This is a genomic window from Herbaspirillum rhizosphaerae (assembly GCF_001189965.1).
Lineage (GTDB): Bacteria > Pseudomonadota > Gammaproteobacteria > Burkholderiales > Burkholderiaceae_D > Herbaspirillum > Herbaspirillum rhizosphaerae.
In genome coordinates this window covers 55,482-80,901 of sequence record NZ_LFLU01000002.1, presented here as the reverse complement: position 1 = coordinate 80,901, position 25,420 = coordinate 55,482, and the positions used below count along the sequence as shown (strand labels likewise).

General features: G+C 61.3%; 23 protein-coding genes. 4 read left to right on the top strand and 19 right to left on the bottom strand.

The features are described 5' to 3' along the window. Positions 1–16: 16 nt before the first annotated feature. Both AKL25_RS03120 and AKL25_RS03115 read right to left on the bottom strand, forming a co-directional pair. Positions 17–463, bottom strand: coding sequence for a type II 3-dehydroquinate dehydratase (locus AKL25_RS03120; RefSeq protein WP_050476196.1), 447 nt, complete (start codon positions 461–463; stop codon positions 17–19). 50 nt (positions 464–513) lie between these two features. Beyond that, the gene (locus AKL25_RS03115; protein WP_050476195.1) at positions 514–1,896 is read right to left on the bottom strand and encodes an MFS transporter; all 1,383 of its coding nucleotides are present in this window, start codon (positions 1,894–1,896) and stop codon (positions 514–516) included. Positions 1,897–2,203: 307 nt separating this feature from the next. Here AKL25_RS03115 and AKL25_RS03110 point away from each other — a divergent pair, with 307 nt between their 5' ends. After that, positions 2,204–2,989 (top strand): IclR family transcriptional regulator, encoded by a 786-nt coding sequence (locus AKL25_RS03110; protein WP_050476194.1) that lies wholly within the window; start codon positions 2,204–2,206, stop codon positions 2,987–2,989. Positions 2,990–3,010: 21 nt separating this feature from the next. Here the strand turns inward: AKL25_RS03110 and AKL25_RS03105 are convergent, their stop codons facing one another. The 6 genes from AKL25_RS03105 to AKL25_RS03080 form a co-directional block, all read right to left on the bottom strand. Beyond that, positions 3,011–3,805, bottom strand: a complete 795-nt coding sequence (locus AKL25_RS03105; protein ID WP_050476193.1) for an ABC transporter permease — start codon at positions 3,803–3,805, stop codon at positions 3,011–3,013. Further along, on the bottom strand, positions 3,802–4,461 hold the full coding sequence (locus AKL25_RS03100) for an ABC transporter ATP-binding protein (protein ID WP_083444583.1): 660 nt from the start codon (positions 4,459–4,461) through the stop codon (positions 3,802–3,804). Before AKL25_RS03100 ends, AKL25_RS03105 begins: the two co-directional genes overlap by 4 nt. Positions 4,462–4,540: 79 nt before the next feature. Further along, positions 4,541–6,019, bottom strand: a complete 1,479-nt coding sequence (locus AKL25_RS03095; RefSeq protein WP_157050458.1) for a hypothetical protein — start codon at positions 6,017–6,019, stop codon at positions 4,541–4,543. 13 nt (positions 6,020–6,032) lie between these two features. Further along, complete coding sequence (locus AKL25_RS24525) at positions 6,033–8,771, bottom strand: pyridoxal-dependent decarboxylase (RefSeq protein WP_240475634.1); 2,739 nt, start codon at positions 8,769–8,771, stop codon at positions 6,033–6,035. 325 nt (positions 8,772–9,096) lie between these two features. Beyond that, a complete protein-coding gene (locus tag AKL25_RS03085) occupies positions 9,097–9,684 on the bottom strand; it encodes a class I SAM-dependent methyltransferase (protein WP_050476190.1) in 588 nt (195 codons plus the stop codon). Between the two features lie 77 nt (positions 9,685–9,761). Next, positions 9,762–10,475: an SDR family oxidoreductase gene (locus AKL25_RS03080; protein ID WP_050476189.1), complete on the bottom strand. Its 714-nt coding sequence runs from the start codon at positions 10,473–10,475 to the stop codon at positions 9,762–9,764. Between the two features lie 361 nt (positions 10,476–10,836). On the opposite strand from AKL25_RS03080, the gene AKL25_RS03075 reads away from it, so the two are divergent. Beyond that, positions 10,837–12,942 carry a TonB-dependent receptor family protein gene (locus AKL25_RS03075; protein WP_050476188.1) on the top strand — a complete coding sequence of 702 codons (2,106 nt, stop codon included), beginning with the start codon at positions 10,837–10,839 and terminating at the stop codon, positions 12,940–12,942. Between the two features lie 92 nt (positions 12,943–13,034). Here the strand turns inward: AKL25_RS03075 and AKL25_RS03070 are convergent, their stop codons facing one another. Further along, complete coding sequence (locus tag AKL25_RS03070) at positions 13,035–13,805, bottom strand: SDR family oxidoreductase (protein ID WP_050476187.1); 771 nt, start codon at positions 13,803–13,805, stop codon at positions 13,035–13,037. Positions 13,806–13,988: 183 nt separating this feature from the next. On the opposite strand from AKL25_RS03070, the gene AKL25_RS03065 reads away from it, so the two are divergent. Next, complete coding sequence (locus AKL25_RS03065; RefSeq protein ID WP_050476186.1) at positions 13,989–14,432, top strand: winged helix-turn-helix transcriptional regulator; 444 nt, start codon at positions 13,989–13,991, stop codon at positions 14,430–14,432. Between the two features lie 83 nt (positions 14,433–14,515). On the opposite strand, the gene AKL25_RS03060 is transcribed toward AKL25_RS03065, so the two are convergent. Together AKL25_RS03060 and AKL25_RS03055 are read right to left on the bottom strand one after the other, a co-directional pair. Further along, positions 14,516–14,770 carry a hypothetical protein gene (locus AKL25_RS03060; protein WP_205627206.1) on the bottom strand — a complete coding sequence of 85 codons (255 nt, stop codon included), beginning with the start codon at positions 14,768–14,770 and terminating at the stop codon, positions 14,516–14,518. A 160-nt stretch (positions 14,771–14,930) separates the two neighbouring features. Beyond that, the gene (locus tag AKL25_RS03055; RefSeq protein WP_050476601.1) at positions 14,931–15,782 is read right to left on the bottom strand and encodes an oxidoreductase; all 852 of its coding nucleotides are present in this window, start codon (positions 15,780–15,782) and stop codon (positions 14,931–14,933) included. 178 nt (positions 15,783–15,960) lie between these two features. Here AKL25_RS03055 and AKL25_RS03050 point away from each other — a divergent pair, with 178 nt between their 5' ends. Then, a complete protein-coding gene (locus AKL25_RS03050) occupies positions 15,961–16,926 on the top strand; it encodes an AraC family transcriptional regulator (protein ID WP_240475633.1) in 966 nt (321 codons plus the stop codon). Positions 16,927–16,954: 28 nt separating this feature from the next. Here the strand turns inward: AKL25_RS03050 and AKL25_RS03045 are convergent, their stop codons facing one another. The 8 genes from AKL25_RS03045 to urtA form a co-directional block, all read right to left on the bottom strand. Beyond that, positions 16,955–17,251: an FmdB family zinc ribbon protein gene (locus AKL25_RS03045; RefSeq protein ID WP_050476185.1), complete on the bottom strand. Its 297-nt coding sequence runs from the start codon at positions 17,249–17,251 to the stop codon at positions 16,955–16,957. 80 nt (positions 17,252–17,331) lie between these two features. Continuing rightward, positions 17,332–18,510 (bottom strand): formamidase, encoded by a 1,179-nt coding sequence (fmdA, locus tag AKL25_RS03040; protein ID WP_050476184.1) that lies wholly within the window; start codon positions 18,508–18,510, stop codon positions 17,332–17,334. An 83-nt stretch (positions 18,511–18,593) separates the two neighbouring features. Then, positions 18,594–19,616, bottom strand: coding sequence for an aliphatic amidase (locus AKL25_RS03035; RefSeq protein ID WP_050476183.1), 1,023 nt, complete (start codon positions 19,614–19,616; stop codon positions 18,594–18,596). Between the two features lie 38 nt (positions 19,617–19,654). After that, positions 19,655–20,344 (bottom strand): urea ABC transporter ATP-binding subunit UrtE, encoded by a 690-nt coding sequence (urtE, locus tag AKL25_RS03030; RefSeq protein WP_050476182.1) that lies wholly within the window; start codon positions 20,342–20,344, stop codon positions 19,655–19,657. 129 nt (positions 20,345–20,473) lie between these two features. Further along, on the bottom strand, positions 20,474–21,241 hold the full coding sequence (urtD, locus tag AKL25_RS03025) for an urea ABC transporter ATP-binding protein UrtD (protein WP_050476181.1): 768 nt from the start codon (positions 21,239–21,241) through the stop codon (positions 20,474–20,476). Further along, positions 21,238–22,431, bottom strand: a complete 1,194-nt coding sequence (urtC, locus tag AKL25_RS03020; RefSeq protein WP_050476180.1) for an urea ABC transporter permease subunit UrtC — start codon at positions 22,429–22,431, stop codon at positions 21,238–21,240. The genes urtD and urtC overlap by 4 nt, the downstream gene beginning before the upstream one ends. Before the next feature lie 34 nt (positions 22,432–22,465). Beyond that, positions 22,466–23,383, bottom strand: a complete 918-nt coding sequence (gene urtB / locus AKL25_RS03015; RefSeq protein ID WP_050476179.1) for an urea ABC transporter permease subunit UrtB — start codon at positions 23,381–23,383, stop codon at positions 22,466–22,468. Positions 23,384–23,639: 256 nt separating this feature from the next. Further along, on the bottom strand, positions 23,640–24,902 hold the full coding sequence (gene urtA, locus AKL25_RS03010) for an urea ABC transporter substrate-binding protein (protein WP_050476178.1): 1,263 nt from the start codon (positions 24,900–24,902) through the stop codon (positions 23,640–23,642). Between the last annotated feature and the right edge of the window lie 518 nt (positions 24,903–25,420).

The window sequence follows — 25,420 nt, the reverse complement described above, 5'->3', positions numbered from 1 at the left end:
ACACCGCGACGAGGTGTCAGCCGGCATCCTCCAGAGCCTGCGCCATCGCGCGCACCGCCAGCGGATAACCGGCCGCCCCCAGCCCGCAGATCACGCCGGTCGCCGCCAGCGAAATCAGCGAGTGGCGATGCGTTTCTTCGCGCCGGTGGATGTTGGTGATGTGCAGTTCGATCACCGGCGTGTGCAACAGCTTGACGGCGTCCAGCACCGGTATCGACGAGAACGAGAAACCGGCCGGGTTGATGATCACGCCGGCTTCGCGTTCGAAGGCTTCGTGCAGCCAGTCCACCATGACGCCTTCGTGATTGGTCTGGCGGAATTCGCATTCCAGACCCAGCTCGCGCGCCGTCGCCAGCGTGCGCTGCTGGATTTCGGCCAGCGTGGTGGTGCCGTAGATATGCGGCTCACGCTTGCCGAGCATGTTGAGATTGGCGCCGTTGAGTACATAAACGAGCTTGGTCATGAAATGCAATCCTTCAGAGATGTAGTGCGTGCGGTGAATCGAAACAGGGTTCAGGTGGCGCGATGACGGTGCACATCGGCGGACATCACGTTGCCGGCATGTGTGTCACCGGCTTGCGCAACCGGATCGACCCGGTTCATGTCGATGCCCCTGGTTTCCGGTCCGATCAAAATCATCGCCAGCGACAGCAGATTCAGTGCAACGCACACGCCCACCACGCCCCACGGCGATCCGTGGAATACGCTGAGCAGCCACACTGCCACCACCGGCATCGGGCCGCCGGTCAGCAGGTTGGCGCCGGTGTAGGCCAGCGCCGAACCGGAGTAGCGCACGTTGGTCGGAAACGCTTCGGCAAACGCCACCGGCTGGATGCCGCTCTGGAATTGCGTGAAGCCGAGAAACAATCCCATGATGATCAGCATCGGCACGAAACTCTTGGTGTCGAGGATCGCGAAGTACACGAACAGGATCAGCAGGGTCGCGATCGAGCCCAGCGCCAGCGCTTTCTTGCGGCCGATCCTGTCGCTCAGGATGCCGCCGCCCAGCGCGCCGAAGATGGCGCAGACGTTGGCGCCCATCAGCAGCAGGAAGCCGGTTTGCTTCGGTACTTCCAGCGTCTTGGTGATGTAGCTCAGCGAGAACACCACGATCAGATAAAAGATCGCTGCCGGGCCGCAGAAGAAAAACATCAGGCGCAGCACGGTCTTGTAGTGGAACTTCACGGCATCCTTCAACGGACTGCCGGCCTGCGCGACGGCCGTGCGTTTGAGTTCGACGAAGGCCGGCGTCTCGTTGACCTTGAGGCGGATGTAGATGCCGACGATCACGAGGATGAAACTGAGCACGAAGGGGATGCGCCAGCCGTAGCTTTCAAAGGCGTCCGCAGACAGGATGGAAGCCAGCAGCAACAGCACGCCATTGGCCATGATCTGACTGAGCGGCGAACACAACCCGAGCAGGCCGGAATACTTGCCGCGGCGATCGGCGGCGGCATGCTCCAGCGCCATCAGTTGCGCGCCGGTAGACTCGCCGCCCAGCGCGAAACCCTGGATGATCCGCAGCAGCACCAGCAGGATCGGCGCCCACACGCCGATCTGCGCATAGGTCGGCAGCAATCCCATCAGCACCGACGCCAGGCCCATGATGGTGACGGTGCCGAGCATCAGGTTGCGCCGCCCCAGCTTGTCGCCGAGGTGGCCGCAGATGATGGCGCCGAGCGGACGCGCCGCAAGGCCGACGCCGAAGGTCCCGAGCGACGCCAGCAGGGCGTTGGTCGGGTCCATGGAAGGGAAATACAGCTTGGGCAGCACGGTCGCCGACACGGCGCCGTACAAGGTGAAATCGAACCACTCCAGCGCGGTGCCGATGGTGGCGGCGGTCACCGCCCGCGGCCCCATCGCGGTATGAGCGGCGCCGTTGACTCCTGTATCCATTGTTGTCTCCTGTAAGAATATGCTGCGGCTTATGGCCCGCTAGTCAATTAGATATTTCTGCACCGTTCGCATTGCGCCATTGATCTGCACCGTCTTCGCCAGCAGGACGAAAACGCAGGTCGGCATTGGCGTTCAGCGTATTGCGTTTGTTTGCTTTACGAATTCCTGCACTGCTGGCGTAGAATCATATCAACGCATGTAGAACAGGATTCCAGACTGGAATTTAATTTCACAATATGAATTAAAAGAACATATCTGCATGCATCCGCAAACCAATTGCAGACCAATTTCAGAATGATGGAGACACATGAACGGCGTGCTGGAACGAACCCTGGGAATACTCGAATACCTCGCCGCACAGGCAGAGGCGACACCGCTTGCGCTGCTGGCCGACGAACTGGAAATCCCTCGCAGCGCCTGCCATCGGCTGCTGACGGATCTGGTGCGCTGCGGCTATGTGCGCCAGGTGCGCGAGCATGGCGACTATGTGCTGACGACCAAACTGGTCGGTCTCGGGCTGAGTTTTCTGGCGACCTCGGGCATCGTCGACATTGCACAGACGACGCTCGATCGCCTTGCCGAATTATCGGGAGAACTGGTGCGACTGGCCATCGTCGACGGCGACAGGCTGACCTGGGTCGCGAAGGCGCAGGGTGCGCGCAAGGGGCTGCGCTACGATCCGGACATGGGGATGGACACGATCCTGTCGTGCTCCGCCACCGGCCACGCCTGGATGCTGACCATGTCCGACGAGCGTGCGCTGGAACTGGTGTCGCGCCAAGGATTCGGCAAACCCAAAGACTTTGGTCCGAATGCGCCGACCACGGTCAAGGCCTTGCTGGGATTTCTGGAGGCAGGAAGAAAGCGCGGCTACGCCATGATCAATGAAGTCTTTGCGCCGGGCATGACGGCCATGGCGGCGCCGATCCAGCGCAAGGGCTATCCCACCATCGGCGTCATCAGCATTGCAGGACCGCTGATGCGGCTGAGCGAAAAACGCATGCAGGAACTCGGCCCCGCCCTGCTCGCGGCAGCAACGGAACTGGCCGCCGCCAGCAACAGCTCGCCGATGTTCGGCAGAGGCAGTGCCTGAGCACCACGCACCGTGCGCTGACTAATTTCTCAACCGGTCGCAGCGCAGGCGATGCCGCTCATCGGTCACTGCCTTCGCCGCCAGATACACGCTGCCGGTTGCCGCCAGCCCGCTGCCGCCGGCGAGGATGAACATCAGCAGGATCTGGTATTTCGCCGCATCGACCGCATCGACGCCGGCCAGGATCTGGCCCGACATGATGCCCGGCAAGGTGATGATGCCGGCCGCCGACATCTGGTTGATCACGGGAATCAGGCCGCTGCGGATGGCGTTGCGCATATAGGGCGCGAGCGCCTCGTAACGCGTGGCACCAAGTGCAAGGCGGCCTTCGACGACATTGCGTGACGCAATGACGCCGCTGAAGAAAATATCGAGTCCCAGGCTGGCCGAATTGAGCACGCTGCCGAGCACGATGCCCATCAGCGGCACGGCGTAGTGGGCGTCGTACCAGGGCGAGGGGCGAATCGCCGTGAGCAGCGCCAGCAGCACCGTGGCGATCGATGTCGCGCTCACCATGGCGGTGCTGATGCCGTAGCTTTGCCAGCCTTTCAGGCGCCATTTCGGCCGCACCGCAACTTCCCTTGCCGCCGCCAGAATCATGGCGACGATCACCAGCGTGGTCAGCAGCGGCGACTTCGATTCCAGCACGTAGCGCAACAACAAACCGACCAGCAGCAATTGCACCACCATGCGCGCCGCAGCCAGCAGCACCGGCTTGTGCAGGCGCAGGCCGAGCGAGACGGAAATGACCGCGTTGATGATCACCAGCACCGAGGCGATGGCGAGATCGGCGGCGGAAATCGGCTGCAAAGTCATGCGGCCTCCCGGCGGGTAATGTGTAACCTGTCGTCAGCCAGGCGCTCGGCCTGTTCTGTCGAGTGCGTCACCAGGATCAGCGCCAGCCCGGCTTGCAGTTGGGCTTTCAGCACCGCTTCTACCGCCGCCGTATTGCTCTCGTCGAGCGCGCCCGTGGGTTCGTCCAGCAGCAGCACCGCCGGCTTGACGAGCAGCGAGCGGATCAGTGCCATGCGCTGGCGTTCGCCGGTGGACAGCCGCGACACTTCGGCGTCGAGCATATCCGCCGGCAGATTCAGCTGCGCCAGCAAGGCGCGGGCCTCGGCCAGTTGCGTTTGCTGAAAATGGTCTTTGACATGGATCTCCCACCAGGCCGGCTCAGCCGACTGGTAGACCACCTGACGGCGCCAGTCGGGGGCGAACATCTGTTCGCGCGGCACGCCGTGCAAACTGATCTCGCCGGCATTCTCATCGAGATCGGCGATCATGCGCAGCAACTGGCTTTTGCCGGCGCCGGACGGGCCGCTGACCACCAGGCAGCGGCCGCGCGCGAGCGCGAAAGAATATGGACCGGCGCGCACCGAATGCAGGCCGACGGCTTTAAGTACCTCGTTAAGCACTTCGACCGGCATCTCTGTTGCAGGCGATGCGCTGGTGTGAATGGGTGACGGGTTCATGTTCATGAAAGAAGAAAAATTCCGGCCTGACGATATGCTGGGGTGAATCCGTTCTTGCGGCCTTGTCGATGGCCAGCACTTACAACTGATCGATGGTCGCCGCCACTGCCGTCAGGCAAGCCAGCGCCTGTTCGATCAGCGTGCTCAGACCGACCTCGCCGCCGCGATAGGCATTGACGATCAACGGCGCGCTCAGGCACAGGCGCAATGCCCATGCCGGGGACGATCCTGAGCCGCCGCACTGCACCGGCTGCCCCAGCAGATACATGCGACCGTCGGCCTGCACCGTGCTTTGCAAGCTCCGGTACAGACGCTCCACTTCGCTGCGCTCCAGCATCTTGCGATCCGGAGCCGGTCTACAGGGAATGAAGGCGTGGATGGTGGGCGGCTTGTTCGATGCCGATACGGCGGCGCTGTCGTCCGGCGCCTGAAAATGCGGATCCGACGCCAGTCTGCCCTGCACCGCCTCTGCACATGCCGACACGATGCGCTGCACTTCCTCCGCGGGCACTTGCAGGAAGTCGTGCATCTCTTGCAGTGCGGCTTCCCAGCGCAACAGCAAACCGAGGTTAGGAACGCGCGTGAGTTCGCCGGCACCCGGCCAGTGCGCCGGCCATTCCGCGCTGCTGGAATAGCTGCGCAGCAAGGCCGGCATCGGCCGTGCTTGCATTGCTTGCGCCAGCGCCGCCGGAACCAGCAAGGCGCCGCAGAAGGACGGCGCGGCAAAGAACTTGGAACCGGTAATGGCAACCATGCAGCCCAGCTCCAGATATGCATGCAAGGCGGCGCTGTCGAGGCGGAACTGGCAGGCGTCGACCAGCACCGTCAATTGCCGGCCCCAGCGAGTCTTCAATCTGGCGAGCGCATCCATGCCGGGCGCGGCGAGGCCGGTTTTCGACACGTCCACCGCGACCAGCAAGACCGGAAAACCCTGCTCCAGAATGCGATCGGCGGCGCGTTCGAAATCGGCATCGACCTCAGCAGCGGACCGCGCATTGCCGCCGGGTGCGCGCAGGTCGATATGGATCGTGGATGTATCGCCGGCCGCACATGCAGGCGGAATATCGCCGGTGGCGGTACGCGAAGAAAACGGCTGGCCGCACAACGCCGCGGCAACGCCGCTGCCGCTTTCTTCGCACTGGATCATGATGGCGCACAGCGGCGTCTCATGCAGCGTTTGCGCCAGACTCGCTGCGATCAGATGCGCGTCGGTGCCGGAGGCGGAGAAGATCATCTCCGTCGTCGCCGGCACATTCCACAGCGACAGAAAGCGCGTGCGCAGTTGCTGCAGCTCGCGTGCGTACACCTGCTCAGGAGAAGACGCGGAGATCGCCTCCTCCAGACGATACCGGAGCAACTCCAGCGCATCGTAAGCGGACGCCGAGACATGCGACGCCGTCGATGAACTGAAGTCGACGCAGCCCGCAACCGGATAGGGACGGCACCCGTATTTATTGAATGCCGCGCCGTCGAGCAGACGAATCCTGTCGTCGCCACCCTGCAGCAACAAGGTGGAAATCGGAGAGAGCTTACCCGGCTTGGCTGGGGCTGCTGGCATCGGGGTTACCGGATTATCCGGCCGAATCGTTGGCAGAATCTTTCGCCTTGTGCAGCATGTTCTGGAAAGCGGCAAACACGTTGCGCATGTTGTCCTGCTTGTAAGGGAACATGTCCACCGGATCCATCGCGTGCACGATCATGCCGGTGTCGACTTCAAAGATCAGCAAACGGCCGTCCTTGGTTTCGGCGCAATCGAGGCCGTAATAGTCCAGCGGGAAAGTCTGGTTCAGCACGTCGAACGCCGCCTGGTGGCGCTCGGCGAAATCCTGATCGAAATTGCGCATGACGGCGGCTTCTTCGTCGCGCTTGAAGCTGTTCTCGCCGGTCATGTTGGCGTTGAGGTAATGCACCATCCAGTTTTCCGAGATGGCCATGTGGCACAGGAACGGACGACCTTCGATCAGCACGATGCGGTATTTGCGGAACAGGCCGTCCGGGCTGCTGTAGTCGACGAAGCGCGAGATGAAGAACTCGTCGCCGTCGTGGGCTTCCAGATAGGCGGCGATGTCGGCAGGCGCGAGCAGCTTTTCCAGGCCCTTGCCGGCGTGCGAGCCGATCGGACGGATGATCAGCGGGAACTCGCCGTCGGACAGGAAGCTCGTCAATCCGGCGGCGCCGTTCTGCAACTCTTCCAGGTCGTAACGATCGATGCGCGCCGTCAGCGGAATCGACAGTTCAGGCTTGTCTTGCAGCAGTTCGCCCACGCGGTCGCGCGACAGGTTGAGCGACGGCCGCGGATGATTGAGCAGCGGCGTGTCCCAGCCTTCCACGGCTTCGCACAACTCTTCCAGCAGGTCGCGCGTCATGTCGGATTCGCCGACGGCCACGAACAGCACGTCGTGCGGCGGCAATTCTGCCGGCAGGTCGCCGTAGGGCGTGACGTACAACACATCGAGCGCCACGTCGGAACCGGTGAGCATGAACTCCAGCGGCGTATTGGCCATGAAGTCGCCGGTCACCATCAGCGCCAGCAGGCGCAGGCCGGGCTTGCCGCCCGCGGCGGTCGGCAGATGGTAGAGCTGCTGCATCTGGATGGCGTCGAGCTGGGTCGCGGCGGCGACTTCGTCGTTGCCGCGGATGTACAGGATCGTCGACAAGTCCATCATGGCCTTGTGATCGTCCGGCGCCGACTGCAGGTGCTGGATCAGCGTATTGCCGATCGGGCCCAGGTCGACGTCGAAGTAGGCCGCCGTCAGCAACTTCGCCAACCCGATCAGATAAGGAGAATCCGGATCGAACTGCGGCGTGAGGTCTTGCAGGGACGGCAGGGTACTCTGGCTGTTCTGGCTCATAGGTGTATGCGCAGCAAGGATGCCCGGGCTCAGTCGCGCAATGGCGGCCAGCAGTTTATCCATATCCGCGGTGGTGCTCCGGTGGTTGAAGAGGGCGGCGCGAATGACGAGACGGCCGTTGACTTTGGTGGACGACGGCGCCGCAGCGCCTGATTCCTGGATGGCGATCAGCAATTCGCGATTGACCGCGTCGGCCACCTCTTCCGGACAGCGCAGGCGGAAGCAGACGATGTTCAGGTTGACCGGCGCCATCATCTCCAACGTCGGATCGGCCTTGATGCGTTGTTCGAGATAACGCGCCAGTTCGCAGCTGTGATCGATCACCTGCCCCAGTTTGCCTGCGCCGTAGACCTTGAAGGTAAACCAGGTCTTGAGCGCGCGGAAGCTGCGCGACAGATCTGGACCGAGGTCGCAGGGCCAGGGGGAACCGGCGGCGATGCCGCGCGTGTCGCGCGCCAGATAAGTCTTTTGCTCGTCGTCGAAAGTGCTGAGGTGCAATTCGCCGTCGCGCGCCAGCAGGAAGCCGGCGTCGTAAGGAACCTGCAGCCATTTGTGGAAATCCATGGCGATGCTGTCGGCGAGCTCGATACCCTTGAGCTTGGCGCCGTGCGTGGGCGACAGCATGGCCATCGCGCCGAACGCGCCGTCGACGTGGAAATGCAGTTGCTCGCGACGCGCCAGTGCGGCAATGGCTTCGAGGTCGTCAATCGCGCCGATGTCGACCGAGCCCGCGGTGCCGATCACGAGGAAAGGCTGCAGCCCGGCGGCGCGGTCGGCGGCGATGGATTGCTGCAGCACCGCAAGGTTCATGGTGCCGTCGGCCAGGATCGGAATCTTGCGCAGATGCTTGCGGCCGAGGCCGGCGATGTCCATCGCCTGTTCGATACAGCCATGCGCGGCGGCGGAGGTGTAAGCGACAACGTTATTGCTGGTCTGCGTGCCGTCGTCGCGCACCTCGACGCCGAAGGCGCGGCGGCGCGCGATCAGCACGCCGATCAGGTTGGCAGCCGAAGTGCCGGTGACGAACAAGCCGCTGGCGCTGTCAGGAAAAGAAAACAGCTCGCGCATCCAGCGCACGATCTGGCGTTCGACTTCAACGGGAATCTGGTTGCGGCCGCCGAGATTGGCGTTCAGGCCGGCGGCCAGCATCTCGGCCAGCATGCCGACCGGCGTGCCGCCGCCGTGGACCCAGCCCATGAAGCCGGGATGGGCGTTGCCTACCGCATAGGGCAAAATGCCTTCCATGAAGACCTGATGGACGCTGTCGAGCGAGCTGCCTTGCGCAGGCAGGCGTTCGCTGAAAGGCAGGCGCGCGGCATCCGGGATAGGCTGCCACACCGGGCGTTCGCTGACGCCCTCCAGGTAGTCGAACATGTCGTCCAGCATTTTATGCCCCTGCTGCCGGAGTTCGCTCCAGTTTGCAGGATCCAATGAGGAGTTCGACTCCGGTACCGCCATAAGCCCTCCGTGGCTTTGTGCTCCGGGCTGCAGATCGCCCGGGATTGAATCGTATTCGCTCCGCTTCCGTCAACGCCGATCGCGTGGCCTGGCAGTGCCGCAATATGGCGACCGGCACGCATCAACACGGGAAAACAGAGAGGAAAATCATATCACGCTGGCAAGAGGGCAAACCACGCGTGTAAGGGGCGTTTTAACGGCTTTTCAAAGGACCGCAAGTCGCCGGGATCGCAGCAATGCCCGACAAGCGGGTTCGCAAGCCGCGTGTCAGGGCTGCGTCAGCGTCCGGACTCTCGGCGTACGCCTGCATCCGGCCTTTCCTGATTCAGGGCTTCCTGACAATCAGCCTTTGAATCGTTTTCCCTGAAGACAGACTGGTTTCGGTCTTGTTGAACAACAGCTGATAGCCGCTGCAGGCATCCAGCACCGACTGCGCATCGAAGGCCGCGTACAGGCGCTGATGCTTGTCGCGCTGCGAGGCGTCGTCGGTAACGCGCCAGCTCAGGTACAGAGTTCCCCCCGGCCGCAGCAAGGCCAACAAACGCGCAGTAGCAGCAGGAACATCGCTAGGCTCGAGATGCATGATGACGGTCTCGCACAGCACGTTCTGGAACTGTCCGGTCGGCACGCCGTCGAGCGCCGGCAACAGCGCGCTTTCAAAGGTCAGTGTCGGATAACGCCGCTGCGCTTCTTCCAGCAAGCCGGCGGAACCGTCATAACCCACCGCGTCGAAACCGTTGGCATTGAGCCAGGCGACGTCGCGCCCTGCGCCGCAACCGATGTCGGCCGTGGGGCCGGGTGCAAAATGTTCGGTCAGCAACGCGTACATGTCGTCCGGCGCCGGCTGCGCCAGCCAGTCGTCGGCGAACGCGGCCGCATTGTTGTCGTAGGCGTTCAGTGTCTGGCTGTCCATGGCGCACCTCCTCTTCGAAGAAGACCATGATAGCTGCGCCGCGTCGTCCTTGCCGGACGGCGGCGATTTTCGTCCCGTTACAGCGAGCGGGTGATGCCGCCGTCGATACGGATATTCTGGCCGGTGATGTACGCTGCATCATCCGACGACAGATGCGACACCAGCGCCGCGATCTCCGCGACCTTGCCGTAGCGGCCCATGGGGATCTGTTCCCTGATGCCCGGCTTTTCCGGCAGGCTGTCGATGAAACCCGGCAGGACGTTGTTCATGCGGATGTTTTCTGCGGCGTACTTGTCGGCGAACAGCTTGGTGTAGGCCGCCAGCCCCGCGCGAAACACGCTCGACGTCGGGAAGGATTGCGACGGCTCCACCGCCGAGAAACTGGAGATGTTGATGATGGTTCCGCCGCCCTGCTGTTGCATCAGCGGCGTGACCAGGCGCGCGGTGCGCACCACGTTCATCAGGTAGACCTCCATGCCGAGCAGCCATTCTTCGTCGGTGAGCTCCAGCACTTTTCCCTTCGGTCCGTGGCCGGCGCTGTTGACCAGCACGTCGATGCGACCCCAGCGGGCGAGGCAGGCATCCACCACCTTTTGCAGATCATCCGAAGAACGGTTGGAGCCGGTCACGCCGACGCCGCCGAGGCTGTTGGCGAGCGCCTCGCCCTTGCCTGACGACGACAGGATGGCGACGCCGAAGCCGTCGGCCGCCAGTCTTTGCGCCACGCCGGCGCCCATGCCGCTGCCGCCGCCGATGACCAGGGCTGTTTTTACAGAGGTTGTTGTGTTCATTGCTGCTCCGTCTTTCTGAAATTCGCGGGATCCGCCTGCTGCGGTCGAAGGCGACAGCGTACACGATCGTCGGCCGGTTTGCCGGACCTCGTCTTTCACCCCGGCAATGCGGCCTGCGGTTTTCCACAATTGCGTTTGACTCGCGTATTAGGCCTGTGATTTTTTAACAACACTTCCACCAACAGCAGGCGCCGCAAGACCTTCCAGCCCATACCAAACCGCATGTTTCCCTTGGTATCGATATCGCAAATGGTTATGATTCTTATTTAGTTACATCTATAAAGAATTTTTTACCTGTTTGCCGGCGCCGCATCCCTGCCTGCCGGAAGCACGACTCGCTTTTATATCAACCGAAACCGCCATGACTCTATTTACTCTTCCGCGCACCGTCGCGACGCCGAGCCGCTGCGCCGTCGCCATTGCCACCGCTTTGCTGTCCCTGTCCGGCGCGTCGTATGCGCAACAAGCCGCCGGCGACACGCCCAACACCCTGGAATCGATCCAGGTCAGCGGCGACTGGCTGGGCAGCAATACGCTGGAAACCAGCGTGAAGACCTTCCCCGGCGCCCGCACCGTGGTCAAGAAAACCGAGATCGAAAGCACCGGCGCCGTCAACATCGGCGACGTGATGCGCCGCATTCCCGGCGTGCAGGCAACGGACAATTCCGGCACCGCCGGCAGCGCCATCTCGCTCAACATCGGCGTGCGCGGCCTGACCGGACGCTATTCGCCGCGTTCGACCATCCTGCTCGACGGCCTGCCGATGTCGGTCGCGCCTTACGGCCAGCCGCAAATTTCGTTTGCGCCGGTCAGCCTCAACAACATCGAAGCAATCGATGTGGTACGCGGCGGCGGCGCGGTGCGCTACGGTCCGCAAAACGTCGGCGGCATCATCAACTTCAAGACCCGCTCGATCCCGACCAAACCGGGCCTGACCAGCGACGCCAGCGTGCGTTACAACAGCTACGGCCAGGGCGGCTCCAGCACGCAGTACAGCGCTTTCGCAGGCACGCAGCTGGACAACGGCCTGGGCCTGGCGATGTTGTATTCGGGTACGGAAGGATCCGGCTGGCGCGACAACAGCAATGAACGCCTGAACGATTTCGCGTTGAAGTTCCGCTTTGAAATCGATCCGAACTCCGAGATCTACGGCAAGGTGTCCTACTACGACGTGCTGTCGCGTACACCGGGTGGATTGACCGTCGCGCAATACAATGCCAATCCGTTCCAGAACACCCGCAAACATGATTTCTGGTCGGGCAATCGCAAGGCCGTTGATTTCGGTTACCTGAATACGATTTCGGACACCAAGGAATTTGAAATCCGCACTTACTTTGTCGAGAGCTTCCGTCAAAGCGTGCTGATCGGCAGTTCCACCACCAATTATCAGCATCAGCCGCGCGACTACCAGACCACCGGCATCGAGCCGCGCTACACGCAGCGCTTCATCGCCGGCAAGGTCGCAAACGACGTGACGGTCGGCTATCGCTATATCGGCGAGCGCGGCACCGACAAGAGCTACAACGAATCGATTGCAACCGGTGTCAACGGCGCAGTTTCTTCCTTCAAGAACAGCACCGATGCGCATGCGGTCTACCTCGACGACAAGATCTCCATCGGCGCATGGCGCATCACGCCGGGCGTGCGCTACGAGCACATCAATTCCACCCGCATCGATTCGACCACCAACGGCAAGTTCGAAGTCACCAACAACAAGCCGCTGCCATCGGTCAACATCGCATATCTGTATTCACCCGAACTGACGCTGTTCACCAACTACAACACTTCCTTCGGCGTCGTGCAGAACACCCAGCTCAACTCGCTGTCGGCCAGCAATCCGCTGTCGCCGGAACTGGCGAAAACGGTCGAAGCCGGCGCGCGCTGGAAGGGCAACAATCTGTCGGCTGAAGTCACCGTTTTCGATATCCGTTTCGACAACCAGATCTCACAGATCCCGGGCACCAATCCGGCGCTGTTCCAGAACATCGGCAAGACCCAGCACGACGGCGTGGAAACCTCGGTCGATTACAGCTTCGACAAGGACGGCGCATTGCGCGGCCTGAATGTGTACGCCACCTATGCCTACACGCGCGCCCTGCAGCGCTCAGGCGCGACCTCCGGTCTCGACGTGCCGTTCTACTCGCGCACGACCGACACCATCGGCACGCGTTACGAAACAGGTCCGTGGGCATTCAATCTGTCGACCACGCATCAGAGCCGCCAGTTCATGGATGTCGCCAACACCATCGCCGAAAGCGCAGACGGCGCCACCGGCGAGATCCCCGGCTTCCGCACCTGGAACGCGCAAGTCAGCTGGAAGATGCCGAACGCCAAGGGCTTCGACGTCATGGCCGGCGTCAACAACCTGACCGATCGCCGCTACTACACGCGCAACATCGACGGCAACCCCGGCCGCATGGTCGGCGCGCCGCGCACAATCTACGTGCAAGGCCGCTACACATTCTGATAGTCTGATCGGCGTCATGATGCAAACCGAAGTGCGCAGCATCCCCGCGTACTTCGGCGCCTCCTCTTCAGCGCCGCCCGGGTCGCGTCACCTCACACCCGGGCCGGCCTGAAACTCTTCGCCAGCTGATTCAGCATGAATTCCGGCGCCAGCCGGCTCATCAGCTTGAGCACGTTGCTCAACCCCGGGCGGATTTCCAGTTTTCCTGCTTCGATGCCTTTGATCGCATGATCGGCGAGTTCTTTCACGTCCATCGCTTTCATGTCTTTCACTTCTTTCTTGAACTCGTCGCGGAACAAGGGCGTCTCGGTCCCCGGCGGCGCCAGTTCGATCACCGTCACGCTGCTGCCGCGCAATTGCACGCGCAAGGCTTGCGAATAGGAATGCAACGCAGCCTTGGCGGCGCTGTACACCGGTGAAGAAACGAAGGGGATGAACGCCAGTCCCGACGACACGTTGACGATGGCGGCGTCCTTCTGCGTTTTCAGATGCGGCAAGAATTGCTGCACCATGCGCAGCGGTCCGCTCAGGTTGATATCGATTTCGCGCGTGATGTCGGCAACGCCGTGACGCGTGTCGTTGAGATCGAGATTGCGCATGATGCCGGCGTTGTTGATCAATACATCCAACGCCGGAAACTGCGCTGTCACCTGTGCGTGCAAGGCGGCGATCGCGCCGGCGTCGCTGACGTCGCTCTGTATGGTGTGCACTTGCGGCAATGCGCGCTTTGCCGCGTGCAGCTTTTCGATATCGCGACCGGTGATGATCACGGTGTTGCCGAGCGCGATCAGACGGCGCGTCAGTTCCAGGCCGATACCGCTGCCGCCGCCGGTGATGAGGATAGTTTTATTCTTCAGTTTCATGACTGCTCCCGAATGTAAGTCCTTGCTTGAATCAATGGATGATCGATGGATAAGGGGTAGATAAGCGGCAAGTTTCGCTTGCCAGAAAACCCGCTGAAACCCAGTATATGGACTACACTCTCTTTTAGAAAGTAGGCACTATCAAGTGCGAGAGTTACCAAAAAGAGAGTAAGGAATAAGAAGATGAAGATCGCACCGCCCACCAAGGAACAGATTGCCAAGGCGCACTACTACGCCACGCAGGCGCCGCCGCAAGAAATCGATCCGCGCCTGGAAGCGCTCGTCACCGACGTGATCGGCCGCGTCGCCGACAAGTGGACCATGCTGATACTGGAAGTGTTGTCGGAACACGGCGAGTCGCGCTTCACGCGCATCGGCGAACTGGTCGGCGGCATCAGCCAGAAGATGCTGACGCAAACGCTGCGCCAGATGGAACGCGACGGCTTACTGATTCGCAGCGTGCATCCGGTGGTGCCGCCGCGCGTGGAATACAAGCTGACGGAACTTGGCATGAGCCTGGGCGCAGCGTTTTGCGGCGTGTGGATCTGGGCGGCGGAAAACCTGCAAAGCATCGAACAGGCGCGCCGCGAGTTCGATCAGAGAGCGGATAGCAAGACCGCAAAGTAAATCAGAAATGAAAACGCCCTGCATTCCAATCATGAAATGCAGGGCGCAAGACCGGCGACGGCGCTCAGGCCATCGTCGTCGACTCAACGCCAGCCGCGATGCCAGCCGTATTGCGGATGATGCCAGCCCCAACCGTAGTGCGCGTGATACTCCCAGACATAGCCCGGGCCGGGCGATGCATAGGTCGGCTGCACATACACCACGCCCGGTGGCGCGGCGTAAGCCGGTTCGACATAAGCCGGACGCACCGACGGCGGCGTCACCACGCAGCCGCTGACGGCGACCACTGCCGCGGCGGCCGACAACAGGCCTGCGATCCTGATCATTCTGGTATTCATTTTTTTGCTCCTCGTTAGGAAATCGGATAATGATGTCAGCCTCATATCGAGCACCCGGACAAACGCCGGACGCAACAAGGCTGTTACCCACTTAACGGGGAGAGACCGCAAAATGAAGACTGTAAAGTTGTATTAATCTGTAAGCGGATTCAGCAATTTGTCAGACATCTGCAACGTCCGTCGAACGCGTCAGCTTCTCCCATTTGTCGAGCTCCGCACGCACTGTTTCCAGTTTCTTTCTGACCAATTCCAGCGCATCGCTGCCCAGCAGAAGATGGGCCGGCGGCTCTGCACTCTCCGCCAGCGTCAGCATCGCCTGCGCCGCCTTGCGCGGATCGCCCGGTTGCTTGCCGCTGCGCTCGGCGCGCGTGTTGCGGATGGGATCAAACAGCGCGTCGTAATCGGCAATGCTGCGCGGCGAACGCACCATCGAACGGCCCGCCCAATCGGTGCGAAACGATCCCGGCGCGACGGCGGTGACATATACATTGAAGGCTTTGAGTTCCTTGCCCAGCGTTTCTGAAATGCCTTCCAGCGCAAACTTGCTGCCGCAGTAATACGCAATCCCCGGCATCGTGATGAAACCACCCATCGACGTGATGTTGATGATGTGGCCGCGCCGGCGCCGGCGCATGAAGGGAACGAAGGATTTCGTCACCGCCACCGCGCCGAACACGTTAACGTCGAACTGGCGTTGCAGCGCATCCATGCCGGATTCTTCGAAAACACCTTCATGACCGTAACCGGCATTGTTGACCAGCACGTCGACCGCGCCGATCTCAGACTCGACGTCGGCGGCGATGCGTTCCGCTGCGGCGAAATCGGTAACGTCCAGCAGGCGGGCGAACGCCTGCCCCGGCCGGCCGGCGAATTGCTGCTCGAAGGCGCGGCGTGCGTCCTCCGTACGCACCGTGCCGATCACACGATGACCCGCCGCGACGGCGGCCTCGGCAAGCGCATGGCCGAAGCCGCTGCTGACGCCGGTGATGAAAAAAGTTTTGGATGTGGACATGGCAATTCCTTTGCTGTGCGTGAAAATCAAGAACAAAAATCGACAAGGCCATTATCGATTTCCACGCACACTGCAGTTGCCAGTTGTTCTCGCATGTTTGCCTGATTCTCTGAGTCGTCTGCGGATACACGAAAACAATGGCACAGTAGCGACATCGCCAATAGCCGGATTCAATGAGATGCCAACCGCCCTGTCGCTCAGCACACCGAAGAAAAACCGCCGCATGGTCGAACGTATGGTCGAGCTGCTGGCGGCGCTGACGCCGCTGGAAGGCTATAACCTGTCGCCGCTGCCCGACGTCCGTTTCCTGCGCTCGAACCGTCCGTTGAAACGCATGCCGGTGCTGTACGAGCCCGGCATCGTGATCGTGGCGCAGGGACGCAAGCGCGGCTATCTCGGTTCGGAAGTGTATTTGTACGATGCCCAGCACTACCTGGCGGTGTCGGTGCCGGTGCCGTTTTCGATGGAAACCGATGCCAATGAGAAGGAGCCGATGCTGGCGATTTACCTGCGTCTCGATTTCAAGGTCGCCGCCGAACTGATGATGCAGATCGACGACTGTGTCGGCCCCAGCGCCGCCAAACCGCGCGGCATGGTGTCGACGCCGATGGAGACGGCGCTGAGCGTTTCGGTGCTGCGCTTTCTCGAGGCGATGAGCAATCCGCTGGAAGCGGAGCTATTGGGACCGTCGCTGAGGCGCGAAATCTATTTTCGCGTGCTGACCGGCCAGCAGGGAGGATCGATGCGCGCCGCGCTGACCATGCAAGGACAATTCGGCAAGATCTCGCGCGCCATCAGCATGATCCATCGCAGCTATGACGAAGCGCTCGGCATAGAGCAACTGGCCAGGGAAGCCGGCATGAGCGTGCCGACCTTCCACGCGCATTTCAAAACGGTGACGGACACCTCGCCGCTGCAATATCTGAAATCAACGCGGCTACACCAGGCGCGCCTGCTGATGCTGCGTAATGGCATGACGGCGGGCGCCGCCTGTGCGCAGGTCGGCTATGAAAGCGCATCGCAGTTCAGCCGCGAATTCAAGCGCCTGTTCGGCCGCACGCCGGTCGACGAGGTTGATCGCATGCGCAAGAGTTTTGCACTGCCGCCGCAGGATGACGGCGCGCAGTTTGTCTCCTCACATTGAGAGCGGCGTTTTGTTAGCCGCTCTACGCTCAGGTCAGGCAAATGCTGCAGCTGTGTCCCTTGCAATTGTGCAGCACGCTGCTGCGCGCCGCGCCCGCATGCGCACCCGGCCCCGCTGCGCCCTGTCCTGCCAGCTGCTCGGCGCCGTTGCGCGGACGCCAGCGCTCCGTCACCTGCAAGCCGACGCGGCCGCCGGTCAGCAATGGCGCAGCAACGGTATCCGTTTTGCAATAGGGACACGCAACCTGGCCATGCAAGGCCTGCATATTGAGGAATTTTTCGAAGATGCCTTCGCAGTGGCTGCAGCGGATATCGTATAAGGGCATGTTCTGCTCCGGTGTGAAAAGGACTTTGATGCGAGGATCGCGAACAGAGACAAATCTCCGCCCGCGACCGGACTGAACGGCTAAGGCTTTCTACCCCAATACGACTTGTCGTTGAGCATCCCCTTGGGCGTGATGTCCTGATCGAAGATCGAGGTCGGCAACGACACCGTGCACGCGCAGTTCGGAATGTCGACGATGCCGCCGATGCGTCCTTCCACCGGCGCGGCGGTCAGCAGCATGTAGGCCTGGCTGCCGGTGTAGCCGAAGTGGGTCAGGTAATCGATCGCTTTCAGGCAAGCCTGGCGATAGGCGACGGTGGCGTCGAGGTAATAGTTGACGCCGTTTTCGACGCTGATGCCTTCGAAGGTCAGCCATTGCTCGTAGTGCGGCTTGACCACGCTCGGCATGAAGATCGGCGAGGTGATGTTGTACTTCGCCATGCCGCCCTTGATCAGGTCGAAGCCGACGTGGCTGACGCCGTCCATTTCAATCGCGCCGCAGAAACCGATTTCACCGTCGCCTTGCGAAAAGTGCAGGTCGCCCATCGAGAAACCCGCCCCCTTCACATACACCGGGAAGAAGATCCGCGTGCCGGCCGACAAGTCCTTGATGTCGGTATTGCCGCCATGCTCACGCGGCGGCACGGTACGCGCAGCGACCTTGGCCATCTCGTCGAACTTGGCGCCGGTCAGGCCGCGCAACACCGCAGTGCTTGGATCGGGCGGCTTGGCCAGGCCCTTGGCGGCCAGCGGCGCTTCGCGGCGATTCCACTCGGCCAGCAAATCATGCGACGGCAAACAGCCCATCAGGCCCGGATGCGTGAGACCGGCGATGCGCACGCCGGGGATGTGGCGCGAGGTGGCGTACAGGCCTTTGAGATCCCAGATCGCCTTGTCGGCATCGGGAAAATAATCGGCCAGGAAACCGCCGCCGTTTTCCTTGGAGAACACGCCCGAGAAACCGACCGGCGTCACCGGCTTGATGTCGAGCAGGTCGATCACCAGCAGGTCGCCCGGCTCGGCGCCTTCGACATGGAAAGGACCTGTCAGCGGATGGGCGCGCGTGAGGTCGACGTTCTTGACGTCGGCGACGTCGTCGGTGTCCTTGATCTGGGCGTCGAGGAAGTCCAGCGATTCGATCAGGATCGCTTCGCCCGGCTTGACCGACGACAGGAACGGCAGGTCGGGATGCCAGCGGTTGTGTCCGAGTTCAGGCTGCTCTGCCAGCGGTACGCCGGGCTTGATCTTGAAGTGTTGCATGCGACTCTCCTTCTCGTTTAGTGGTGTTGGTGCCTGGTGTTGGCTTGCTGTTTTGTTGCGTTGGAATGAACTGCAAAACCTTGCTATTCGTTGGGAATGCCCGGCACCGGACACTCCGGCGTGCCGGCGGTCTTGCGCGTGATCGCTTCGACCTGGACGCGCGCCGCCTGCGGATCGTTGACCCAGGTCTTGTAGAAGTCGAAAGGGCAATCGGCCACGCCGGCCGACGATTCGCCGGAATTAATCTTGCCGGTGTAGCCGCGGTGCAGCAGCTTGAACAGATGGTTCTGCGACTGCCAGTTGCGGCGCGCATCGCGGATCGCGCTGACCGACAGTTCGGCGTACTGGATACCCATCTCTTCGGTCTCGCATTCGCCCAGCGTGCGGCCGTCGAAACCGACGATCGCCGAGTGGCCGAAATAGGAATACACGCCGTCGAAGCCGGCCGCGTTGGCGACGGCGACGTAGACATTGTTCATCCAGGCCATCGCCTTCGCGACCAGCACTTGCTGGTCCTTGGCCGGGTACATGTAACCCTGGCAACGCACGATCAGTTCGGCGCCCTTCATAGCGCAGTCGCGCCAGATTTCCGGATAGTTGCCGTCGTCGCAGATGATCAGGCTGACCTTCAATCCCTTGGGGCCGTCGCAGACATAGGTGGTGTCGCCCGGATACCAGCCCTCGATCGGCGTCCATGGCATGATCTTGCGGTACTTCTGCACGATCTCGCCGTGGTTGTTGATCAGGATCAGCGTGTTGTAGGGCGCCTTGTGCGGATGTTCTTCGTGGCGTTCGCCGGTCAGCGAGAACACGCCCCAGACGTCGGCGATGCGGCAGGCCTCCGAGAACACGCGCGTCTCTTCGCCCGGCACGGTGGCGGCGGTATCGTACATTTCCTTCTCGTCGTACATGATGCCGTGCGTCGAGTACTCCGGAAAAATGACAAGATCGAGGCCGGGCAAGCCCTGCTTCATGCCGACCAGCATGGCCGCGATCTTGTTGACGTTGTCCATCACTTCAGCGCGGTTATGCAGGCGCGGCATCTTGTAATTGACAACCGCCACGCCCACCGCGTCTTTACTGCTTGATATGTCTCCGTGCCTCATGGTGCTGCTCCTCCTTAAAGACTTTGCTAATCACAAAATTAGACAGACAGATACTTGCTGATGGTCGGCGCATCGACGTTGGCGCGCGTGTCTTCGTAGACGAAGCGCCCCTTGTCGATGACCAGGAAACGGTCGGCGATTTCCAGCGTGAAGCTCAGCACCTGCTCCGACACGATGATGGTGAGCTCGCGGATCTTGCGGATCTCTTTCAAGCTGCGCGCGATGTCCTTGATGATGGACGGCTGTATGCCCTCGGTCGGCTCGTCCAGCAGCAGCACGCGCGGATTGGTCGCCAGCGCGCGCGCAATCGCCAGTTGCTGCTGCTGCCCGCCCGACAGGTTGCCGCCCTTGCGGCTGCGCATGTCGTACAACACCGGGAACAGCGCGTACAGCTCGTCCGGCACCTTGCCGCGCGCATCGGCGGCGAGCCCGGTCTGGATGTTTTCCAGCACCGTCATGCCGGGGAAAATCATGCGGCCCTGCGGCACATAGGCGACGCCGCGCGAGACGCGCTGATGGCTTTCCATCGCGCCCAGTTCGATGCCCTCGATCTTGATGCTGCCGTCGCGCAGCGGCAGGATGCCCATCAGCGTCTTGAACAGCGTGGTCTTGCCCATGCCGTTGCGCCCCATGACGGCGACGATTTCTTCCTTCGCCACCGACAGGTTGATGTCATGGATGACGGCGCTCTGGCCGTAGCCTGAAGCGAGGTTCGATACGTTAAACATAAAGCTCTCCTCAAATATTCTCAGAGTGGCTGGCAAAACGTCGCTGGCAAGGCGCGCCGACGCAGACAGTGCGTGAGCACGGCAAGGAGGCAGCAACGCAGTCCAGCGGCGTTTTTCCAGTCACTCCTGTCAGTGCCCCAGGTAGACGTCGATAACTTTTGGATCGGACTGCACCTTGTCCATGCTGCCCTCGGCCAAAATTTTCCCCTGATGCAGCACGGTCACCTTGTGCGCGATGCTCTTGACGAAATCCATGTCGTGCTCGATCACCACCACCGAGCGCCCCTGGCTGATGCGGCCCAGCAACTGCGCGGTCTTCTCGCGCTCGGACACGCTCATGCCGGCCACCGGTTCATCCAGCATCAGCAGTTCCGGCTCCTGCATCAGCAGCATGCCGATCTCCAGCCACTGCTTCTGGCCGTGCGACAGCAGGTCGGCCTGGGTGTACAGATGCTGGTCGAGGAAGATTTCCGCCGCCACCGATTCCACGCGCGCCACCACGTCCGGCGAGCGCTTGAAGGTCAGCGCGCCGAACACCTTGCGTCCCCGAGGGAAGGACATCTCCAGGTTCTCGAACACGCTGAGGTTTTCGTAGATCGACGGCGTCTGGAACTTGCGCCCGACGCCGACGCGCACGATGGCGTGCTCGCTCATCTTGGTCAGTTCGTGGTTGTTGAAGCGGATGCTGCCCGAGGTCGCCTGCGTCTTGCCGCAGATCAGGTCCAGCACCGTGGTCTTGCCGGCGCCGTTGGGGCCGATCACCACGCGCACTTCATTGCGCTGGACGTACAGGTTGAGCTTGTCGACCGCCTTGAAACCGTCGAAGGAAACCGTCAGGTCTTCGATCGCCAGCACGGGGTGATCGGTGGATTCGAATCCGATAGGTGCGTTGCTCATTTGCTAGCCTCCAGGTTGGCGCCGTCGATGGCGATATCGGTCGCATCAGGTTTGATGACGGTTTTCGGTTTCACCGGTTCGGGCTCTGCCGCCTTTTTTGGCTTGCGCGAGAATTTTTCCATCAGTCGCTTGCCCTGCTTTTCATACACGCCGGCCAGGCCGTTGGGGAAGTACATCACCACCGCGATGAACAGACCGCCCATCAGGAACAGCCACAGCTCGGGAAAGGTTTCGGAGAAATAGGTCTTGCCGAAATTGACCAGCAGCGTGCCGTACACCGCGCCGAGCAGCGACATGCGCCCGCCGACTGCGGCGTAGATCACCATCTCGATCGAGGGCACGATGCCGACGAAGGACGGCGACATGAAGCCGACCTGCAAGGTGAACATGGCGCCGCCGATGGCCGAGAACATCGCCGCCACGCAGAACACGAACACCTTGAAGCTGGCGACGTCGTAGCCCGAGAAGCGCACGCGTTCTTCCTTGTCGCGCATCGCCATCAGCAAGCGGCCGAGCTTGGAGGTCAGGATGTAGCGGCCGAACAGGATGCAGGCGAACAGCAGACCGGCATTGACGAAGTACAGGATCATCTTGGCGCTGTCGGTGCGGATATCCCAGCCCATCAGCGTCTTCAGATCGGTGATGCCGTTGACGCCGCCGGTCAGGCCTTGCTGGCCGATGATCAGGATCGACAGGATCGCCGCAATCGCCTGCGTCACGATCGAGAAGTACACGTCGCCGACGCGGCGCTTGAACATCGCCATGCCGATGATCAGCGCCAGCAAGGTCGGCACCGCCAGCACGGCGAGCACGGTGAAACTGAAGCTATGGAAGGGCTGCCACATGGCCGGCAGCGAAGTGATCTGGTTCCAGTCCATGAAGTCGGGAATACCGGGCGTGGACTGGATCTTGGTGCTGATCGGGTCCGACGCTTCCAGCTTCAGGAACATCGCCATGCAATAGCCGCCGACGCCGAAGAACACGCCCTGGCCGAGGCTCAGGATGCCGCCGTAGCCCCAGCACAGCACCAGGCCGACGGCGACGAAGGCGTAGGACAGATATTTGCCAACCAGGTTGAGACGGAAGATGTCCAGCCCCAGCGGGAAGATCACCAGCAACAGCACGCCCAGTATCAGCAACCCGGTCAATCCGGATCTGCCGCCCAATATTTTTTCGTATGCTGCATTCATTGTTGAGCCTCGCTGAAGAGATCTGTAAGACGATTTATTTACGTACACGCACCGAGAACAAGCCCTGCGGACGCAGCATCAGGATCAGGATCACCGCCGACAGCGTCAGCACCTTGGCCATCGAACCGGTCAGGAAGAACTCGGCGGTGGACTGCGTCTGCGCAATCGAGAAGGCCGAGGCAATCGTGCCGATCAGGCTTTGCGCACCGCCGAACACGACCACCAGGAAGGTGTCGACGATATACAGCGAACCGCTGGTGGGACCGGTCGAACCGATCGTCGTGAAAGCTGCACCGGCCACACCCGCCACGCCGCAACCAAGGGCGAAGGTAGTGCGGTCGACCTTGCGGGTATTGATGCCGACGGCGCCGCTCATGACGCGGTTCTGCATCGTGGCGCGCACCTGCAAACCCCAGCGCGAGCGGAACAGCAGGATGAAGATGCCGCCGGTCAGCAATACCGTCAGGCACATCATGAACAGGCCGTTGATCGGGATGTCGATGGCGTCGGTCGGCTTGAATGAACCGAGCAGCCAGTCGGGCAAGGTGGCGCTGACTTCCTTGGCGCCGAAGATGGAACGGAAGGTCTGCTGCATCGCCAGGCTCAGGCCCCAGGTCGCCAGCAGCGTGTCGAGCGGGCGTTTGTAGAGGCGGCTGATCAGCAGCAATTCCGTGAGGTAGCCGAAACCGTAAGCGACCAGGAAGGACAGCACCACCGCGCCGAAGAAATAGTAAGGCTGCAGGCTCGGTGCGTAGGTCGTAGTCAGGTGCGACAGCAGGTAGGTGATATAAGCGCCGATGGTCAGGAATTCGCCGTGCGCCATGTTGATCACGCCCATCTGCCCGAAGATGATCGCCAGGCCCAGGGCCATCAGCAGCAACACGCAAAACACCGACAGGCCGTTGAAGCCCTGCATGGCGAAGATGGCGAAAAATTCCGTTAGTGAGACCATGTTGACTCCCGCCCTGGGTGATTGATAAACAATGTCTGGGTACTTCAACTACTCAACTGCATGGGCGGCAGCGCCCGCATGTCACTACAGACGCCGCCGCTTTACTGCCAACAAATCAGAATCAATTGACCGCTGCCCTACTACCGTCGTCCCAGCTAACGCTGGGACCCAGTGGCGGTAGCGCATCCAACTGCTCTGCGCTACCGCCTTCTTCACGACGCTGGGTCCTGACTTTCGTCAGGACGACGGAGGATGCTTATTGATAACCCTTAGGGAAAGGATTCGGCTCGATCAGATCGGATTCATAGATGACCTTGAACTGGCCGTCCTTCTGCGCTTCGCCGATACGGGTCTTGCTCCACAGGTGATGGTTGGCGTGGACCTTGACGTAGCCTTCCGGCGCAGTCTTCAACTCCAGTCCTGGCGACGCGGCGACGACCTTGTCGACGTCGAAGCTGCCGGCCTTCTCAACCGCAGCCTTCCACAGCCATGGGCCGAGGTAGGCTGCCTGCGTGACGTCGCCGATCACCGAATTGGCGCCGAACTTGGCCTTGAACTCGGCTACGAATTTCTTGTTGTTCGGGTTGTCGAGACTTTGGAAATATTTCATCGAGGCGTAGAAGCCTTCGACGTTTTCGCCGCCGATGCCGAGCATTTCATCTTCGGTCACGGAGATGGTCAGCAGGTTCTGCGTCTTGGCGGTGACGCCGGCTGCCTTCAGTTGCTTGTAGAACGCGACGTTGCTGCCGCCGACCACGTCGGCGAAGATGACGTCAGGTTTCTTCAGTTTGATCTTGTTGATCAGCGAGCCAAATTGCGTATTACCCAGCGGGTAGTACTCTTCGCCGACCACCGAACCCTTGAGCACGTTTTCGATGTGCTTGCGAGCGATCTTGTTGGAGGTGCGCGGCCAGATGTAGTCGGAACCGATCAGGAAGAAGGTCTTGGCCTTCTTCTCCTTGGCCACCCAGTTCAGGCCGGCCAGCACTTGCTGCGTGGCTTCCTGGCCGGTGTAGAAAACGTTCTTGGATTGCTCCAGGCCTTCATAGAAAGTCGGGTAGTAGAGCAGGCCGTTGTCCTTTTCGAAGACCGGCAGCACGGCTTTGCGCGAGGCCGATGTCCAGCAGCCGAAGACGGCGGCGACGTGATCGTTCTCGAGCAGCTTCTTGGCTTTTTCGGCGAAGGTCGGCCAGTCGCTGGCGCCGTCTTCCTGGATGATCTTGATCTTGCGGCCGAGGATGCCGCCCATCGAGTTGATCTGGTCGATCGCCAGGCGCTCTGCCTGGATCGAGCCGGTTTCGCTGATCGCCATGGTGCCGGTGGCCGAGTGCAACTGGCCGACGGTGACTTCGGTATCGGTGATGGCGAGCTTGGTGGTGTTGACCTTGGCGGTCGGGAACTGCTGCGCCATGGCCAGGCCCGGGAGCGCCATGGCAGCACCGGCGGCGCCTGCAACAATGCCCATCATGATCTTGCGGCGTTGCGATGAAGGCGGTTTGGAAGAGGAATGGTGCGACATGCGGTACTCCTTTCGAGCGTTATTGGTTGTTGTGCTGGTCAGAGAAAAGTCAGAGAACACATAGGGCCTCAAAACGAGTGGAAAGGCCGGCCCGTTGCCATCGCATGCGCATTGCATCTCAGTGCAGTGCATGCGAGTTTTTTCTCCCTGCCGGTGGTTCTTTCCGTTCGTTCTGGGATGGAGAATAGGTTTTGCGGTGCGGCGCAACAATACGTCGTTTAACGTAAAAATCGACGACTGCCGGGCGCAGAACAGCATGCCCACCCGCACAGCTTTTGCCCACGTGCGGCATGGTATTGGTGCGTTTTTGCGGCGACGCTGTCTGCGGGCTCTTGCCTGGAGACCGCAAGAGTGCTGCGTTTTGGTGAATCGGGGCAGAAGCGGCGTTGCGGCATACGTCATTTGACGTATGCCCTCACATACCGATTGGTTTGAAAATTGCTTTCACGGAGCGGCAGTCGCAAGGATGTTGCTCTGCCCTGCAAAGGGTTTCGTCCTGCCGCCATGTTGCACGGCAG

Bases quoted from the DNA above. Each gene is read 5' to 3' on its own strand.
- urtE (WP_050476182.1), bottom strand. From the start codon at position 20,344: ATGTTTAACGTATCGAACCTCGCTTCAGGCTACGGCCAGAGCGCCGTC.
- AKL25_RS03095 (WP_157050458.1), bottom strand. From the start codon at position 6,019: ATGCCAGCAGCCCCAGCCAAGCCGGGTAAGCTCTCTCCGATTTCCACC.
- AKL25_RS03045 (WP_050476185.1), bottom strand. From the start codon at position 17,251: ATGCCCTTATACGATATCCGCTGCAGCCACTGCGAAGGCATCTTCGAA.
- fmdA (WP_050476184.1), bottom strand. From the start codon at position 18,510: ATGCAACACTTCAAGATCAAGCCCGGCGTACCGCTGGCAGAGCAGCCT.
- AKL25_RS03055 (WP_050476601.1), bottom strand. From the start codon at position 15,782: ATGTCCACATCCAAAACTTTTTTCATCACCGGCGTCAGCAGCGGCTTC.
- urtA (WP_050476178.1), bottom strand. From the start codon at position 24,902: ATGTCGCACCATTCCTCTTCCAAACCGCCTTCATCGCAACGCCGCAAG.
- AKL25_RS03105 (WP_050476193.1), bottom strand. From the start codon at position 3,805: ATGACTTTGCAGCCGATTTCCGCCGCCGATCTCGCCATCGCCTCGGTG.
- AKL25_RS24525 (WP_240475634.1), bottom strand. From the start codon at position 8,771: ATGGCGGTACCGGAGTCGAACTCCTCATTGGATCCTGCAAACTGGAGC.
- AKL25_RS03120 (WP_050476196.1), bottom strand. From the start codon at position 463: ATGACCAAGCTCGTTTATGTACTCAACGGCGCCAATCTCAACATGCTC.
- urtB (WP_050476179.1), bottom strand. From the start codon at position 23,383: ATGGTCTCACTAACGGAATTTTTCGCCATCTTCGCCATGCAGGGCTTC.
- AKL25_RS03115 (WP_050476195.1), bottom strand. From the start codon at position 1,896: ATGGATACAGGAGTCAACGGCGCCGCTCATACCGCGATGGGGCCGCGG.
- AKL25_RS03085 (WP_050476190.1), bottom strand. From the start codon at position 9,684: ATGGACAGCCAGACACTGAACGCCTACGACAACAATGCGGCCGCGTTC.
- AKL25_RS03035 (WP_050476183.1), bottom strand. From the start codon at position 19,616: ATGAGGCACGGAGACATATCAAGCAGTAAAGACGCGGTGGGCGTGGCG.
- AKL25_RS03080 (WP_050476189.1), bottom strand. From the start codon at position 10,475: ATGAACACAACAACCTCTGTAAAAACAGCCCTGGTCATCGGCGGCGGC.
- AKL25_RS03110 (WP_050476194.1), top strand. From the start codon at position 2,204: ATGAACGGCGTGCTGGAACGAACCCTGGGAATACTCGAATACCTCGCC.
- AKL25_RS03070 (WP_050476187.1), bottom strand. From the start codon at position 13,805: ATGAAACTGAAGAATAAAACTATCCTCATCACCGGCGGCGGCAGCGGT.
- urtD (WP_050476181.1), bottom strand. From the start codon at position 21,241: ATGAGCAACGCACCTATCGGATTCGAATCCACCGATCACCCCGTGCTG.
- urtC (WP_050476180.1), bottom strand. From the start codon at position 22,431: ATGAATGCAGCATACGAAAAAATATTGGGCGGCAGATCCGGATTGACC.
- AKL25_RS03065 (WP_050476186.1), top strand. From the start codon at position 13,989: ATGAAGATCGCACCGCCCACCAAGGAACAGATTGCCAAGGCGCACTAC.
- AKL25_RS03100 (WP_083444583.1), bottom strand. From the start codon at position 4,461: ATGAACCCGTCACCCATTCACACCAGCGCATCGCCTGCAACAGAGATG.
- AKL25_RS03050 (WP_240475633.1), top strand. From the start codon at position 15,961: ATGCCAACCGCCCTGTCGCTCAGCACACCGAAGAAAAACCGCCGCATG.
- AKL25_RS03060 (WP_205627206.1), bottom strand. From the start codon at position 14,770: ATGAATACCAGAATGATCAGGATCGCAGGCCTGTTGTCGGCCGCCGCG.
- AKL25_RS03075 (WP_050476188.1), top strand. From the start codon at position 10,837: ATGACTCTATTTACTCTTCCGCGCACCGTCGCGACGCCGAGCCGCTGC.